Below are 15689 nucleotides of genomic sequence, written 5' to 3'. Positions count from 1 at the left end.
AGGCGCGTTACAAGGTGTTATGCACTTTGGGCGTGCGGCGATTGCGTTCTGGTATTAGTTTGCCGACGCGCCGGCAAGCGCGGCAGCCTAGTCATTCTGCCGTCGTCGGAATGTGAAGGTTCGCAGGCAAGCCGAGGGCTGAGCGCAGCGAATAAGCAATCGGACAGTGCGAGCACGGCGGTCGGCGTGTCGGTAGCCTCCGCAAGTGACGAGGCAGCGCCCGCGCCTCCTTTTACCGCGCTAGAACTTCATACTTGGATCAAGCGGCAATGTCGCCAGAAGAGGGTAAGGCGGTAGCTGAACTTGCTTTTGCAACGTTCACTATTGCCTGCTCATCGGTCGTCAAAGTTTGCTCTGAAGGTTGCACTAGCGCACACTGACTGCTTGTAGCCCTGCGCATCCCTTCTTCATTAAGAAACGGAGAGACGTATAAGCCACGCTTTTGCGCCAAATTCATCAGTTGAACCCGCAATTCGTGTCGCTGCAGTTTTTCTAGACCAGTGGCGTCCGCAATAATCTCGGCGTGAAGTGGATCCGCAGGATCAGTACCGGCATCATATACTCGCACTCGTTTCACCTGCTCAGCGGGCAATTGGGTGTCACGCAATTCCCTTGCGGTCATATGGAATGACCCGATGTAGGTGAAATCGGGTTTCGCCCGCTTTCCGTCTGATCCCGCGCGGCGCGCTATCGCTCGGTTCTCGAACCGTTTATGAACGCATACCTCGTGCGTTACCCAACCTTCTGGTAGGCGTTGCGCTGACGCGCCATGAGTGTACGCATCTTGGAATAGGGAGTCATTCAATCCCCCTCCATCAAGAAACTTAGACGGGAACTCTAGACTCCGTGCTAGAAGCTCTGCATCGTCAACGTGACTAGGGGCATGCTCAGACACTTTTTCGTGCTGCTTGCTTCCATCCGCATCTTTGGCAACTAATTTTTCTGCGCGTGTCGTGTCTGGCGACGTGTCGAGATCGTAAAAACTCATCGGCAGACTCACGACGCAAGTGCGATTAATTCATTGAACAACGCTAATGGCATTGGCCCCTCTGGCGATTTCCACGTGCCAGACCTTAGTTCTTCCCCATCGGTTTCGACCCAGGTGTGCTCTCCATCAACTTCGAAGTCAATGCTTGCGTAGCTCCTGCCGCGGCGCCAGTAGCCTCCAATTGTTCCGTTCTCCAACAGCATCGGGGACGGCGCAGGCACAAGTGCAAGCATGAGGTTTGCGAGCCCCAAGTAGGCAGCGCTCATCTGTGCCTCCGATGGTGGCGTCGTATCTTCGTCATCCGAATTTGCTAAATGTGCGCGATACAAAACGATGGCCCTGAAGAAAGGCTTGTACCCGTCGAAGAATTCAGGCGAAATCCTGGCTACAGGTGCGACATAGAGTGCTGAATCTTCGCACTGCAGTTGAGTCTGGCTTCCTAAGTCAGCGAGCCATTGATTCAGTCGAATCTGGATCTCTTGAAGTGGCGACTGAAAATAGTTGACATATGACTCTGCGGTCGGCTGCAGGCGCGAGACGAAATATTCGCTCACAACTAAAACGGATGTTTGGCTCGTCGACGTTTGATCGCTACGGAGCAAGCTAGTTGTCGGCGTCCCGTAGAAATAGCCGGCAGGGTCTGGTAGATCGAAATTGACACTCATGCGTCCCCCACAGAACAACCGATGGATTCAAGTGCAACATCACTCAGGATGCCATTGATTACCTGCTTGTTTTGCTCATGCAGAAAGTCAAGCATTTCGTCAATGTCAGATCCCTGTATATCGATTGGGTCTTTCGCGTCAAACGACGTAGAGAAGACGCGATGTTGGCCGCCGAGACGGGCGAAGCAAGCGCCATTTACGTCAGAAATGTCAGTCGTTACGTTGTTCAGAATCCGACGTTCGGTTGGACCCTTTGAGAACCAGCCCTGATGGCAGTGCCAATACGATGGTTCGTTAAATACGTGGCGTGGAAGCCAAAGTCCGTCCTGACGGAAAAGTTCCTTGGAGACCTCTTGAGAGATTCCATCTGGCAGACGGAAAGCATCCTGATATTGCAAGCCAATGGCGCGGATTTTTACACCGGCGCTCAGTACCACGTCGATAAACGGCTGCAGGATAGAGAGGGACTTCGGTTTGACGTTCTTCCAACGGTCGTAGACGCTGCAGGTGCAGGATAAGACCGGGGGGCGAACCGACGTCACCCACGAAACCTTTCCAGCCGAGTCAAGTTGACTCATATCGAAGCCGGAAATTTGTGTCACAAACTGCGGCGGCGAAATTATCTGGGGCTGTTGCTTCGCAGCATCGAACTGTGCGACATGCTGTATTGAAAAACCTTGGAGCGGGGCATGACTAGGAAGAAAGTCGCGAATCTCGGGCGCGCTGTCGTAGACCTTCTGCAGATCTCCGAGTTGCGTCTCAGTGAGCGGAGTTGCCCACTCAATTCCGATCGCCATCATTTCAATGGCATGTGCACCGCCGACGGGCTGGAAGCTAGGTTTGGTCACGATTGCAGCTAGTTTTGAGAATCGATACCGGAATGGTATGAATCGACTTTACCATAGGCCGGGAGCGACGCTGTTCGGGGTTGTACGGACGGGATTGGGGGCTTCCACGAAGGTTGTTCGGCGCAGGATTCATATCTGGAGCAAATTGCCTCCATCGCGACAGAAAACAACCTGCTTACGGTGCGGCGGAACAAAAAGTACGCGGAAGCACGCCTGCCGACTGCTACTCCGTGACGGCCTTCCGCGCGCGGATGCGGAGGTCAGGGTGGCCTGTTCGTTGCTGCGCCGGTACGCGGCCGGCCGTTGGGGCATCTCTGCCATGCCAGAGGCGGAAGCTGGGCTCCAGTCCTCCCTCCTAGATATTTGGGTCGGACTTTCTGGGTAGAGATCGGGATTTCCCCCAGGGACGTCCGCCTTACCTGGCGTGCATGGCGGTCTTGTCCATTGGGAAAACGACGTGCGTCCTCTTGGACGCTGACCGCCCACCATAGCAAGTGTGGGGGTTAAGGCATTGTTTTTTCGGGGGAAATGGAGTTCTGCGTGGGCTGCCTCTTGGTGTTGAGTTCCAGCTTAAGTGAACAAAGTTCCAGGTTGAGTGAATCTCGACAATACCAAGACCATCCGCCCCCGTTCTTGAATTTGTCACTCCTCGTCCATATAATTAGCACTCACTGCACGAGAGTGCTAACAATTCTCTGGCTGGCCCGCTCGCCAGTCAGGTGTTCTTGACTGTCTTCAAGTCCTAATCAAGAGAGGATCCATCCATGAACCTTCGTCCTTTGCATGATCGCGTGATCGTCAAGCGCCTGGATCAAGAAACCAAGACCGCTTCGGGCATCGTGATCCCGGACGCAGCGGCAGAAAAGCCGGATCAAGGTGAAGTCCTGGCCATCGGCCCGGGCAAGCGCGACGACAAGGGCGCCCTGATCGCGCTCGACGTGAAGGTTGGCGATCGCGTCCTGTTCGGCAAGTACGCTGGCCAGACCGTCAAGGTCGACGGCAACGAACTGCTGGTGATGCGCGAAGAAGACATCATGGCCGTGGTGAACAAGTAAGTTCATCGCCGCGCCGAGAAATTTCCCAGAATTCAAGGAGTTAAAAGATGGCAGCTAAAGACGTCGTGTTCGGCGATTCCGCCCGTTCCAAGATGGTTGAAGGCGTGAACATTCTCGCCAACGCTGTGAAGGTCACGCTGGGTCCGAAGGGCCGCAACGTGGTCCTCGAGCGCTCGTTCGGCGGCCCGACGGTCACCAAGGACGGTGTCTCGGTCGCGAAGGAAATCGAGCTCAAGGACAAGCTCCAGAACATGGGCGCGCAAATGGTCAAGGAAGTGGCTTCCAAGACCAGCGACAACGCCGGCGACGGCACGACGACGGCTACGGTTCTGGCCCAGTCGATCGTCCGCGAAGGCATGAAGTACGTCGCATCGGGCATGAACCCGATGGACCTGAAGCGCGGCATCGACAAGGCCGTCGCCGCAGCAATCGAAGAACTGCGCAAGATCAGCAAGCCCTGCACGACCAACAAGGAAATCGCGCAAGTCGGCTCGATCTCGGCGAATAGCGATTCGTCGATCGGCGACCGTATCGCTGAAGCGATGGACAAGGTCGGCAAGGAAGGCGTCATCACCGTCGAAGACGGCAAGTCGCTGCAAGACGAGCTGGAAGTGGTCGAAGGTATGCAGTTCGACCGCGGCTACCTCTCGCCGTACTTCATCAACAACCCGGACAAGCAAGTCGCCGTGCTGGAAAGCCCGTTCGTCCTGCTGTTCGACAAGAAGATCTCGAACATCCGCGATCTGCTGCCGGTTCTGGAACAAGTCGCGAAGGCTGGCCGTCCGCTGCTGATCATCGCCGAAGACGTCGAAGGCGAAGCTCTGGCAACGCTGGTCGTCAACAACATCCGTGGCATCCTGAAGACCGTCGCCGTCAAGGCTCCGGGCTTCGGCGACCGTCGCAAGGCCATGCTGGAAGACATCGCGATCCTGACCGGCGGCCAGGTCATCGCTGAAGAAACTGGCCTGACGCTCGAAAAGGCAACGCTGAACGAACTCGGTCAAGCGAAGCGCATCGAAGTGGGCAAGGAAAACACGACGATCATCGACGGCGCAGGCGTGGCCGCGAACATCGAAGCGCGCGTCAAGCAAATCCGCACGCAGATCGAAGAAGCGACGTCGGACTACGACCGTGAAAAGCTGCAAGAGCGCGTTGCCAAGCTGGCAGGCGGCGTGGCAGTGATCAAGGTTGGCGCTGCGACCGAAGTCGAAATGAAGGAAAAGAAGGCACGCGTGGAAGACGCGCTGCACGCCACCCGCGCTGCCGTTGAAGAAGGCATCGTCCCCGGCGGCGGCGTTGCGCTGATCCGCGCACGCACGGCAATCGCCAGCGTGAAGGGCGCCAACGCAGACCAGGATGCCGGTATCAAGATCGTCCTGCGCGCCATGGAAGAGCCGCTGCGCCAGATCGTCACGAACGGCGGCGAAGAAGCTTCGGTCGTCGTGGCAGCGGTTGCGGCTGGCAGCGGCAACTACGGCTACAACGCAGCGACCGGCGAGTACGGCGACCTGGTGGAAGCCGGCGTGGTCGACCCGACGAAGGTCACGCGCACCGCGCTGCAAAACGCAGCTTCGGTCGCAGGCCTGCTCCTGACGACGGACGCCGCTGTCGCAGAAGTGCCGAAGGAAGATGCTCCGATGCCTGGCGGCATGCCCGGCGGCATGGGCGGCATGGGCATGGACATGTAAGAACGGCTCGCGCCGCGATTACATCGAAGTGCAGGGAAACACGCTGCGAGGCGTGTTTCCTGCCCAGACAAAAAACCCGCAGAGATGCGGGTTTTTTTACGCCTGAATTTTGCGCTACCGACCGCGGACCGGCGGCGCAACGTTCCAATCAGTGCTGAGCCTCGCCAGCCGGCGGTGGCGCCTCTCCCACATCGCCCGACGGCTTCTCGCCGTCTTCGCTGTCGTTGCTCCGCGCCCAGAAGAACCGGTCCGGAATCCACGCGCCCATCCCGGGCCTGAACGCGCTCTGCGCGGCCTGATAGAGATACTCCTGCGCCTCGCGCACCGCTTCGGGCGGTTCCTGGCCGTTGGCGAGCAGCGCCGCGATGGCGGCGCCAAGCGTATCGTTAAGGCCCATCAGCGGTTGCGCGGGGCGGTCCCACAGATCCTGGCGCAACTGGCCGTCCTCGCAGTAGAGCGTGTTGACGAGGCGATGCGTGCCGGTCTCCATCGCAAGGATGTACTCGCATCCGGTCGAGAGCAGGTGGGCGATCGCGGCGTCGAGGCTGGGCGCTTCCGCGTCGCTGTCGGGCTGGGCCAGCGCAAGCAGCGTCGCGGCGTCGGCGATCAGGAGCGTGGTTTGCGGCGCGAGCAGATCGGCAATCGTCTCGCGCAGTTCGTCGGCGGCCAGCACGTGCTCGTCGTCGAGCGTGAAGTCGGGCGTGAGGATGAGCGGGATGTCGTCGTAGTCGGCCACGACTTCGGCGATCGCGCTCACGACTTCGGCGCGCGTTGCCGCGCCTACCTTGAAGGCGGCCACCGGCATGTCTTCCAGCAGCATGCGCGCCTGGGTCGCGACGACTTCGGGGTCGAGGCCGGTCACCTCGTCGCAGCCCGCCGAGTCGCGTACCGTGTAGCCGGTGAGCACGCTGACGCCGTGGCAGCCCATGCTGGCGAGCGTGAGCAGGTCGGCTTGCAGGCCGCCGCCGCCGGTCGGATCGGAAAGGCCGAAAGTAAGGACGATGGGAGGGGTGTCGCTGGGCATGGAGGTGGCGAGTGTGCAGTTACACGTGGCGCGAGTCGCGCCGACGCTCCAATTATGCGGCTTATCCGCACGTCTGGGGACGGATGGCATGGGCGGAGCGGGGATTTTTGCGTAGCGGCACGCCGCTCCGACGCCTCATCGTAAAGCGCGCCCCTGACACACGACGATTCCGAGGCACGGTTGCTAGGCACACAATCGGCAACACGGTACCATCATGGCTCTTGTTTTCTGACCGATTTTTCGACCTTTCGACGCGGCATAAGAATGGAATATAGAAGCTGGATGTGCCTGATCTGCGGCTGGATCTACGACGAAGAAGCCGGTTTGCCGGACGAGGGCATTGCCCCCGGCACGCGCTGGGAGGACGTCCCGATCAACTGGACCTGTCCCGAGTGCGGCGCGCGCAAGGAAGACTTCGAGATGGTCCAGATCTGACGCGCTTTCCGCGCGTCGGGGGCGGCTGCGGCATGTTTCGTGCCCAGTCCGCCCGCCCACGACGGTCGTGGGCCAGGTTCGCAATCGCGAGGTTTACGACCGCGAGGTTCACAACCGATTTCGGCGTTCGCTCATGAGTCTTCGTTCAACGTTCGTCGCTCATTTCGAAGCGCTGCCCAATCCTCGTGGCGGCCGGGTGCCGCTCGCCCAGACGGCGCTTGCCGAAGTGCTCGCCGCGCTCGACGCGCACGGCGACGTGGCCACGCCGCTGCGCCGCGCCGCGCGTACGCTGCGCGACGCGGGCTGGCTCGCGGCGGCACGCTTCGCCGATACCTTGCTGCTCGCTTCGCCGCTCGCGATGGTGGCGCCGGCGCGCGTGGTGACCCCGCCCGGCCAACTGCCACGCCCCGCACCCGACGACGATACCGACGCCGGTGTGCACCTGCTCTTCCGGGACGCGGCCGCGAATCTGCTGGCGGCGCTCGAACGCCACAACCTGCGCGAGTTGAGCTGCTCGCCCGCGCTGTATGCGCAGCAACATGCGCTCTTCGGCGTGCTTGCCGAGCATACGCCCGGCGTCTCGCTGCATTACGAGGACGTGGCGCTGTTCGGCCGGCCGGTTGCGGCTGCCACGCTGCGCGCGCAACCGGCCCACAAGCTGGCCCAACTGCGCGCCCGCTACGAGGCGGCGCTATTGCCCGCGCTCAAGACGCGGCTTGCCAGCGGCAACCGTGCCGCGGCCGCGTGGGCGAGTGCGGCCTTCGACGAAATGAATACCTGTTTCGCCGAGCTCGCAAGCTCCGACCCCTACGACTACTGGCGCCTCGCGCTGGCCTGTGCCCATGCGCTGCGCCGCGGCGCGTCCGTCTGGGGCGACGACGAGGCACGGCGTTTCTACGCCCGCTGCAATCTGCTGCTGGGCGATCACGCGCATGGTCTGCGCGTTGCGCCGCAATCGCTCGTGCGGGCGACGCTCGCGCTGTTATGGCGCGACTACGCGCTCTTCGGCGCAGCCGCGGAAGATACCGCCGACGTGGAACTGCTGCATGACTACGGCGTGACAGTGGATTGGCACGTGGCGGGCACGCAGGCTTCCGAGGCGCTCTGGGAGGTGGGGGCGGCGCAGGCCGACGCCGTGGCATCGCACGTTGCCCCCACGCGTCAGCTGGGCGCGCTCGCGGTGAACGCCAATGCGTACGACGATTTCCTGCAGACCGCCGATGCCTCGATGGTCGAGCTGGAGGGGCACGCGCGTACGCACGCAAGGCGTGCGCCGCGCGATGCCGCGCAGGCGCTGCTCGCGGCCGAGGCGGCCTACCGCCTCGGCGCGGCAGCGTGGGCGCTCGGGCTGGGTCATGTGGGTTTGCTCGCGGACGCGCTGGGCCTCGCGTGGCGGCGCACCGCGCACGCGGTGCCGCAAGAGGCGGGTGAGGCCGAGCGAGCCGCGAGTCCTGTCGCGGCGCCGGACGCCGCTGCCATCGAGCATGCGAGCGAAGCGCTGCGCGCTATGCTGCACAAGATCGCAGCGGGGGTGCCGCAGCCCGACGCGACGAGCGCGGTGCGCGCGCTGGGCGAGGCGATTGCGGCTGCGCCGTCACGCCAGGCAGGCACCGCGGGCGAGGCCGATCCTCTTCCGCACTAGCTGTCCTGGACGGGATATCGGACCCGATCGCTGCCTGATGCCACCCGGTGCCACCCGGTGCGGATTCGGCTATCGCCGGGGCGGACGCAAGAGGTCCGCATGTTAGAGTGAGCGAAACGCGCTGCAACAAAAAAAGGGGCGTGGCCACCTGGCGCCACGGCGCGCAGGGCCGCGCCAAGCCACTTTGAGTGCGCCGGCGGCTGTCCGCCATTTCGCATCGTCTTTGCTAGAATTCAAACCATGTCCAAGAGTAACGATCGCATCAATCTGACCAACCAGTTCCTGATCGCCATGCCCAACATGGCGGATCCCACGTTTTCAGGAACGGTGGTCTACCTTTGCGATCATTCCGAGCGCGGCGCGCTTGGCCTCGTTATCAATCGTCCTACCGACATCGATCTGCAGGCGCTTTTCTCGCGCATCGACCTCAAGCTCGAAATCGAACCGCTGCTGCACGTGCCCGTCTATTTCGGCGGCCCCGTGCAGACCGAGCGCGGTTTCGTGCTGCACGCGCCCGAAGAGGGCACGAACTACACGTCGTCGATGTCGGTGCCGGGCGGCCTCGAAATGACCACGTCCAAGGACGTGCTCGAAGCCGTCGCGAACGGCAAGGGTCCCGAACGTTTCCTGCTCACGCTCGGCCACGCCGGCTGGGGCGCGGGCCAGCTCGAAGACGAAATCTCGCGGAACGGCTGGCTCACCGTCGAGGCCGATCCGAAGATCGTCTTCGACGTGCCTGCCGAAGAGCGTTTCGAAGCGGCCCTCGCGCTGCTCGGCATTTCGTCGACAATGCTCTCGGGCGAGGCGGGTCACGCATGAGCGTGGCCGCCGGGCGGGGTGCCGCGGAGGCGACCCTGCTTGCGTTCGACTACGGCGAAAAGCGCATCGGTGTGGCGCTCGGCAACGCGCTCACGCAGAGCGCCCGCCCGCTTACCGTGATCCAGAACCGCAACCGCGACTACCGTTTCGAAGCCGTAGGCGCGCTCCTGCGCGAGTGGCAACCCGATCTGCTCGTGGTCGGCTTGCCGTCGCATCCGGACGGTGCGCCGCACGCCATGACGCAGCAGGCCAAACGCTTCGGCAACCAGCTCAATGGCCGCTTCAACCTGCCCGTTGTGTGGGTGGACGAGCGCTACTCCTCGGTCGATGCCGAGGCGCGCCTGCGCGAACGCGGTGACGGCCTTGACGAGCTCGATGCCGAAGCCGCCTGCGTGATCCTCCAGCAATACCTCGACGAACGTTCCGCCTCCACGCCATGACTACCCGCGACACGCTAGACGCCGAGGCGCTATATCGCGCCGTCCTCGACCAGATCCGCGCCGCGTATCCCCCGGATGCCTTCGGTGGGCCCGACGGCGTTGCTCTCGCGGGCATCCACAGCGGCGGCGCGTGGATTGCCGGGCGGCTGGCACAGGACCTGGGCGCAAGCGGCTGGGGCGTCGTCAACGTCGCGCTGCATCGCGACGACTACGCGAAAAAAGGTTTGCACAGCCAGGCAGAGCCAACCTCGCTGCCGTTCGACGTGGAAGGGCGTCGCATCGTGCTGGTGGACGACGTGCTGCATACGGGCCGCACCGTCCGCGCGGCGCTCAACGAACTGTACGACTACGGCCGTCCCGCCTCGGTGGAACTCGCCGTGCTTGCCGATCGCGGCGGCCGCGAGTTGCCGGTGGCCGCGCGCTTCGCGGGCGGCAGCGCGGACCTGCCTGCCGGCTCGACCCTTGTGCTCGAACGCGGCGACGATGGCCGTTTCGCCTTTTCCATCGAGCCGCAAGGCGTCGCCTGATTTTTTTAGCGTTTCAGGCGGCCTCGCGAAGGCACCCTAAGCGCATCTTTCGTCCGAACCCGGCCCTGCATCCAGAGGACCCCTACGATGAACACCCAGCCCACCCCGGACCAGGCCGCCCGCGCCGATGCCGCCGAAAGCGGACGCTTTCGTTACGGCTTCCTGAAGGGCAATCCGCAGCTCACGAAGAACGGCGAGCTCAAGCACCTGCTGTCGATCGAAGGCCTGCCGCGCTCGATCGTCACGCATATTCTCGACACGGCCGCGCAGTTCGTGAGCGTCACCGACCGAGAGGTGAAGAAGGTGCCGCTCCTGCGCGGCAAGTCCGTGTTCAACCTGTTCTTCGAGAACTCCACGCGCACGCGCACGACCTTCGAAATCGCGGCGAAGCGGCTCTCGGCCGACGTGCTGAACCTGAACATCGCCGCCTCGTCGACGAGCAAGGGCGAGTCGCTGCTCGACACGATCGGCAACCTCTCGGCCATGCATGCCGACATGTTCGTCGTGCGCCATGCTTCGAGCGGCGCGCCGTATCTGATCGCCGAACACTGCGCGCCGCACGTGCACGTCATCAACGCCGGCGACGGACGCCACGCGCACCCGACGCAGGGCCTCCTCGACATGTACACGATCCGCCACTACAAGCGCGACTTCACGAATCTGCGCGTGGCGATTGTCGGCGACATCCTGCATTCACGCGTCGCGCGCTCGGACATCCACGCGCTCACGACGCTCGGCGTGCCCGAAGTGCGCGCCATCGGGCCGCGCACGCTGCTGCCGGGCGGCCTCGAGCAGATGGGCGCGCGCGTGTTCCATAACCTGGACGAAGGGCTGAAGGACGTCGACGTCATCATCATGCTGCGCCTGCAGAACGAGCGCATGAGCGGTGCGCTGCTGCCCTCTGCGCAGGAGTACTTCAAGAGCTGGGGGCTCACGCCCGAGCGCCTCGCGCTTGCCGCCCCCGATGCGATCGTGATGCACCCGGGGCCGATGAACCGCGGCGTCGAGATCGACTCGCCGGTGGCGGACGGCCCGCAGTCAGTGATCCTCGATCAGGTGAGCTTCGGCATTGCGGTCCGCATGGCCGTGATGGGCATCGTGGCAGGCAACAACGAGTAAGACGGCGAGAACAACAAGGGCAGCGCATGAAGATCCACATTCAAGGCGGCACGCTGATCGATCCCGCCTCCGGCACCGAACAGCAGCAGGACGTCTATATCGCGGCGGGGAAGATCGCCGCATTGGGCGCGGCGCCCGCCGGCTTCCAGGCCGAAAGAACCCTCGACGCGCGCGGACTGCACATCGCTCCCGGCCTCGTCGATTTGTGCGCGCGGCTGCGCGAACCGGGCTACGAGCACAAGGCGACGCTCGAATCGGAAATGGCCGCGGCGCTGGCAGGCGGCGTGACGAGCCTCGTTTGCCCGCCGGATACCGATCCCGTGCTCGACGAAGCGGGCTTGATCGAGATGCTCAATTTCCGCGTCGGCAAGCTCGAGCGCTCCCGCGTCTATCCGCTCGGCGCGCTGACAGTGGGCTTGAAGGGCGAGGTGATCACCGAAATGGTCTCGTTGTCCGAGGCCGGCTGCATCGGCTTCACGCAGGCCGACCGGCCGATCGCCGACACGCAGGCATTGCTGCGCGCGCTCCAGTATGCGAGCACGTACGGCTACGCAGTCTGGCTGCGTCCGCAGGATGCCTGGCTTTCGAAGGGCGGCGTGGCCGCGAGCGGTGCGCTGGCGTCGCGGCTCGGTCTTTCGGGCGTGCCGGTGAGCGCCGAGACCATCGCGCTCTTCACGCTGTTCGAGTTGATGCGCGTGACGGGCGCGCGCGTGCACGTGATGCACCTCTCGTCGGCGGCGGGCGTCGAGCTCGTGCGCGCCGCCAAGGCTGAAGGCTTGCCGGTGACGTGCGACGTGGGCGCCAACCACCTGCATCTGATCGACATGGACATCGGCTATTTTGACGCGCAGTTCCGGCTCGACCCGCCGCTGCGCCAGCAGCGCGACCGCGAAGCGATCCGTGCGGGCCTCGCGGACGGCACGATCGACGCGATCTGCTCCGTCCACACACCCGTGGACGACGACGAAAAGCTGCTGCCCTTCGCCGAGGCGACGCCGGGCGCGACGGGTCTCGAATTGCTGCTTTCGCTTACCGTGAAGTGGGCGCAGGAGGCGGGCGTGCCGCTCGTGCAGGCGCTTGCGCGCGTCACGTCGGCACCGGCTGCCGTGATGAAGGTGGACGCGGGACGCCTCGCGGTGGGCGACAATGCGGACCTCTGTGTGTTCGACGCGCGCGCGCACTGGCGTGTCGAGCCGCGGGCGCTCAAGAGCCAGGGCCACAACACGCCGTTCCTTGGCTACGAACTGCCTGCCGTGGTGCGCGCGACGATAGTCGCGGGGCGCATCGGCTTCGAGCGCCACTGAGGCCTGCGCGCCCGCCGCACGCGGCACGCAGGTACCCGACGGTACCTGCTGAGACCAATCGATATCGTATTCGTCTGTTGACCATGAGTCTTCTCGTACGCAAGACCCGACTGCTGGCCCACCTGGCGCACGGTGCGTGGACCGTCGCGCTGCGCTTTCCGCGCGCCAGCGCCGACGAGCGTCATGCCTTGAACCGCGCATGGTCGCTCAAGATGCTCGCGTTGTGCGGCATGAAACTCGTCGTGCACAACGACGCGGCGCGGCTCGACGCGGGCGCGCTCGTCGTCAGCAATCACATTTCGTGGATCGATATCTACGTGATCAACGCCTGGCGACCGACGCCGTTCGTCTCCAAGGCCGAGGTCCGCAACTGGCCGCTGATCGGCTGGTTCGCGAAGAACCTCGACACCGTGTTCGTCGAGCGCGAGAAGCGCAGCGACGCGAAGCGCATCATGCACGAGCTTGCCGAGCGCCTCACGCGCGGCGAGCTGATGTGCGTGTTTCCCGAGGGCACGACCACGGATGGCCGCGCGGTCAAGCCGTTCCACACGAACCTGTTCCAGGCGGCGGTGGAAGCCGGGCAGCCGGTGCAGCCGATCTGTATCCTCTACGAGGACGCGCGGGGGCAGCAGTCGGTGGCGCCGGCGTATATCGACGACGTGTCGCTCAAGCAGGCGCTGGACGCGATGCTGAAGGCTGCGCCGCTAACCGCGCACGTTTTTGTGGGTGAGCCGATTCGGCCTGAAGGCGACCGCCGCAAGCTGGCGGCGCAGGCGCAGGCGGCGGTGGAGGCCGCGCTGGAGAAGTTGCGGGGGCGGGCGGACGCTGGCGGACGGCAGGGGGTGGAGTGGGTGTCGTAGGGGCGCGTTACGAGTCGATGGTACGGCAGCCCGGGCACTCGACCTGGGTGAGCGTGCGGCGCGCGGGATCGGCTTCGAGGCGGACTGCCGAAAGCTGGTTGCCCCAGACACAGCCGGAGTCGAGTCCGATCAGGTTGTCGCGCAACGTGAGGCCGAGCGCGGCCCAGTGACCGAACACGACGGTGGCGTTGCTCGTCTTGCGCCCCGGCACGTCGAACCACGGCATATAGCCGGCTGGCGCGGAGTCGATCCCGCCGCTCGCGCTGAAATCCATCGCGCCATCGTCGTTGCAGAAACGCATGCGGGTGAGCGCGCTGCACGTGATGCGCAGCCGGTCGATGCCCTTCAGATCCTTCGACCAGCGATTCGGCTCGTTGCCGTAGAGGCCAGCGAGCGTCTCTTGCCAGTTGTCGCGTTGCAGTGCCTTCTCCAGATCGTGGGCGAGCTCCAGCGTGAGATCGACGTCCCATTGCGGCAGTACGCCCGCGTGCACCATCAGCATCCCGTGCTCGTAGTGCGCGATCGGGCGGTGGCGTACCCAGTGGAGCAGATCGGCGGCGTCCGGCGCGTTCAGGATGTCGTCGATCGTGTCGCCTTTCTTCGATTTACGAATGCCAGCCGATACCGAGAGCAGGTGCAGATCGTGATTGCCGAGCACGGCGGTGGCGCGTTCACCTTGAGCGATGACGTCGCGCAGGGTGGCGAGCGAATCGGGGCCGCGGTTGATCAGGTCGCCCGCAAACCACAGAGGTGTGCTGGGTGAAGGAGCGGCTTTGGCAAGGAGTTCGCGGAACGAGTCGCGGCACCCCTGGAGGTCGCCGAAAGCGAGTGGGGCCGGGTGCGGCTGAGGCTGGGTCATCGAAGCGGAAACCGGTGGCGTCTGTTGCGTTGATCAGCGCAGACGGTAACACAGGAAAATGAAAGCCGTGTCGCTCCCGCTGACTGCAAGCGGCTATCCGTAGCCGCCGAACCAGGTATGCAACGTGCTGAATCGGTAATTTGTCAAGCTGTTTCAAGATGTTAGTGGTATGGCTTTCGTTCGGGCTCGCCTTATAATTACTGCTTCGAAAATCGGGTCTCGACATGCTGACCGCATAAGTTTCGACTGATCGGCTGGCCAGGGCCAGGTTTTTTACAGCAGACTTTCAAATGGCTGGCTGCAGATTGTGCGGCAGCGTAGTAGACCTGCTTCAACGCTTGCAAGGGAGTTCCATGATTCTGGTGACGGGCGGTGCCGGCTTTATCGGCGCCAACTTTGTGCTTGACTGGTTCCGTCAGTCCGACGAGGCCATCCTCAACGTCGACAAGCTGACCTACGCCGGCAACCTGGGAACGTTGAAGTCGCTGCAAGGCAATCCGAAGCACGTGTTTGCCCGCGTGGATATCTGCGATCGCGAGGCGCTCGATGCCCTGTTCGCCGAGCATCGGCCGCGCGCGGTCCTGCACTTTGCGGCGGAAAGCCACGTCGACCGCTCGATCCACGGCCCGGCTGATTTTGTTCAGACCAATGTGATCGGAACTTTCACGTTGCTTGAAGCCGCGCGCCAGCACTGGAGCAGCCTGAACGACGCCGACAAGGCTGCGTTCCGCTTCCTGCACGTTTCCACGGACGAAGTTTTCGGTTCGCTATCGGCCACCGATCCGCAGTTCTCGGAAACCACGCCGTATGCGCCGAACAGCCCGTACTCGGCGAGCAAGGCGGGTTCGGATCACCTCGTGCGCGCCTGGCATCACACTTATGGCATGCCGGTGCTCACCACGAACTGCTCGAACAACTACGGCCCGTATCAGTTCCCGGAAAAGCTCATTCCTCTGATGATCGCCAATGCATTGGCCGGCAAGCCGCTGCCCGTGTACGGCGATGGCCAGAACGTGCGCGACTGGCTGTACGTGGGCGATCATTGCAGCGCGATTCGCGAGGTGCTCGCGCGCGGCAAGCTCGGTGAAACGTACAACGTGGGCGGCTGGAACGAGAAGAAGAATCTCGAGGTCGTGCATACGCTGTGCGACCTGCTTGACGAACAGCGTCCGAAGGCCGCGGGTTCGTACCGCGACCAGATCACCTACGTGAAGGATCGTCCCGGTCACGACCGGCGCTATGCGATCGACGCGCGCAAGCTCGAGCGCGAGCTCGGCTGGAAGCCGGCGGAAACGTTTGAAACGGGTCTTGCGAAGACGGTGCGCTGGTATCTCGACAACCAGCAATGGGTCGACGAAGTCGCCTCGGGCGACTATCGCAAGTGGGTGGAAACGAACTACGCGCAGCGCGCGTAAA

16 protein-coding genes are annotated in these 15689 nt (G+C 63.3%); 11 read left to right on the top strand and 5 right to left on the bottom strand.

Features of this window, described 5'->3' with window-relative positions:
* Nucleotides 1-259 precede the first annotated feature (259 nt).
* The 3 genes from WJ542_RS17095 to WJ542_RS17085 are packed head-to-tail and all read right to left on the bottom strand — an operon-like array spanning nucleotide 260 to nucleotide 2501.
* Nucleotides 260-988 (bottom strand): hypothetical protein, encoded by a 729-nt coding sequence (locus tag WJ542_RS17095; RefSeq protein WP_411190420.1) that lies wholly within the window; start codon nucleotides 986-988, stop codon nucleotides 260-262.
* A gap of 8 nt (nucleotides 989-996) precedes the next feature.
* Nucleotides 997-1653 (bottom strand): hypothetical protein, encoded by a 657-nt coding sequence (locus WJ542_RS17090; RefSeq protein WP_411190419.1) that lies wholly within the window; start codon nucleotides 1651-1653, stop codon nucleotides 997-999.
* Nucleotides 1650-2501 (bottom strand): TIGR04255 family protein, encoded by an 852-nt coding sequence (locus WJ542_RS17085; protein ID WP_411190418.1) that lies wholly within the window; start codon nucleotides 2499-2501, stop codon nucleotides 1650-1652. Before WJ542_RS17085 ends, WJ542_RS17090 begins: the two co-directional genes overlap by 4 nt.
* A gap of 764 nt (nucleotides 2502-3265) precedes the next feature.
* On the opposite strand from WJ542_RS17085, the gene groES reads away from it, so the two are divergent.
* Together groES and groL are read left to right on the top strand one after the other, a co-directional pair.
* Nucleotides 3266-3556, top strand: coding sequence for a co-chaperone GroES (groES, locus tag WJ542_RS17080; protein ID WP_028202123.1), 291 nt, complete (start codon nucleotides 3266-3268; stop codon nucleotides 3554-3556).
* 47 nt (nucleotides 3557-3603) lie between these two features.
* The gene (gene groL, locus WJ542_RS17075) at nucleotides 3604-5244 is read left to right on the top strand and encodes a chaperonin GroEL (protein ID WP_411190416.1); all 1641 of its coding nucleotides are present in this window, start codon (nucleotides 3604-3606) and stop codon (nucleotides 5242-5244) included.
* Nucleotides 5245-5392: 148 nt separating this feature from the next.
* On the opposite strand, the gene WJ542_RS17070 is transcribed toward groL, so the two are convergent.
* The gene (locus tag WJ542_RS17070; RefSeq protein ID WP_411190415.1) at nucleotides 5393-6268 is read right to left on the bottom strand and encodes a hydroxymethylpyrimidine/phosphomethylpyrimidine kinase; all 876 of its coding nucleotides are present in this window, start codon (nucleotides 6266-6268) and stop codon (nucleotides 5393-5395) included.
* Between the two features lie 264 nt (nucleotides 6269-6532).
* Here WJ542_RS17070 and WJ542_RS17065 point away from each other — a divergent pair, with 264 nt between their 5' ends.
* From WJ542_RS17065 to WJ542_RS17030, 8 genes are all read left to right on the top strand, one after another.
* Nucleotides 6533-6703 (top strand): rubredoxin, encoded by a 171-nt coding sequence (locus WJ542_RS17065; protein ID WP_008342674.1) that lies wholly within the window; start codon nucleotides 6533-6535, stop codon nucleotides 6701-6703.
* A 133-nt stretch (nucleotides 6704-6836) separates the two neighbouring features.
* Nucleotides 6837-8345 (top strand): hypothetical protein, encoded by a 1509-nt coding sequence (locus WJ542_RS17060; protein ID WP_411190414.1) that lies wholly within the window; start codon nucleotides 6837-6839, stop codon nucleotides 8343-8345.
* A 240-nt stretch (nucleotides 8346-8585) separates the two neighbouring features.
* Nucleotides 8586-9164 (top strand): YqgE/AlgH family protein, encoded by a 579-nt coding sequence (locus WJ542_RS17055; protein ID WP_411190413.1) that lies wholly within the window; start codon nucleotides 8586-8588, stop codon nucleotides 9162-9164.
* The gene (gene ruvX / locus WJ542_RS17050) at nucleotides 9161-9604 is read left to right on the top strand and encodes a Holliday junction resolvase RuvX (RefSeq protein ID WP_411190412.1); all 444 of its coding nucleotides are present in this window, start codon (nucleotides 9161-9163) and stop codon (nucleotides 9602-9604) included. The genes WJ542_RS17055 and ruvX overlap by 4 nt, the downstream gene beginning before the upstream one ends.
* Nucleotides 9601-10131: a bifunctional pyr operon transcriptional regulator/uracil phosphoribosyltransferase PyrR gene (gene pyrR, locus WJ542_RS17045; RefSeq protein ID WP_411190411.1), complete on the top strand. Its 531-nt coding sequence runs from the start codon at nucleotides 9601-9603 to the stop codon at nucleotides 10129-10131. Before ruvX ends, pyrR begins: the two co-directional genes overlap by 4 nt.
* Before the next feature lie 87 nt (nucleotides 10132-10218).
* Nucleotides 10219-11250, top strand: a complete 1032-nt coding sequence (locus WJ542_RS17040; protein ID WP_411190410.1) for an aspartate carbamoyltransferase catalytic subunit — start codon at nucleotides 10219-10221, stop codon at nucleotides 11248-11250.
* A 26-nt stretch (nucleotides 11251-11276) separates the two neighbouring features.
* Nucleotides 11277-12554 carry a dihydroorotase gene (locus WJ542_RS17035; protein ID WP_411190409.1) on the top strand — a complete coding sequence of 426 codons (1278 nt, stop codon included), beginning with the start codon at nucleotides 11277-11279 and terminating at the stop codon, nucleotides 12552-12554.
* Between the two features lie 83 nt (nucleotides 12555-12637).
* Nucleotides 12638-13414, top strand: coding sequence for a lysophospholipid acyltransferase family protein (locus WJ542_RS17030; RefSeq protein WP_411190408.1), 777 nt, complete (start codon nucleotides 12638-12640; stop codon nucleotides 13412-13414).
* A 7-nt stretch (nucleotides 13415-13421) separates the two neighbouring features.
* Here WJ542_RS17030 and WJ542_RS17025 read toward each other — a convergent pair whose 3' ends face one another.
* Nucleotides 13422-14273, bottom strand: coding sequence for a symmetrical bis(5'-nucleosyl)-tetraphosphatase (locus WJ542_RS17025; RefSeq protein WP_411190407.1), 852 nt, complete (start codon nucleotides 14271-14273; stop codon nucleotides 13422-13424).
* Nucleotides 14274-14626: 353 nt separating this feature from the next.
* On the opposite strand from WJ542_RS17025, the gene rfbB reads away from it, so the two are divergent.
* On the top strand, nucleotides 14627-15688 hold the full coding sequence (rfbB, locus tag WJ542_RS17020; protein WP_411190406.1) for a dTDP-glucose 4,6-dehydratase: 1062 nt from the start codon (nucleotides 14627-14629) through the stop codon (nucleotides 15686-15688).
* Nucleotide 15689 lies beyond the last annotated feature (1 nt).

It is taken from the genome of Paraburkholderia yinzeri (assembly GCF_046581065.1).
Lineage (GTDB): Bacteria > Pseudomonadota > Gammaproteobacteria > Burkholderiales > Burkholderiaceae > Paraburkholderia.
This window is presented reverse-complemented; position numbering and strand designations above follow the sequence as displayed.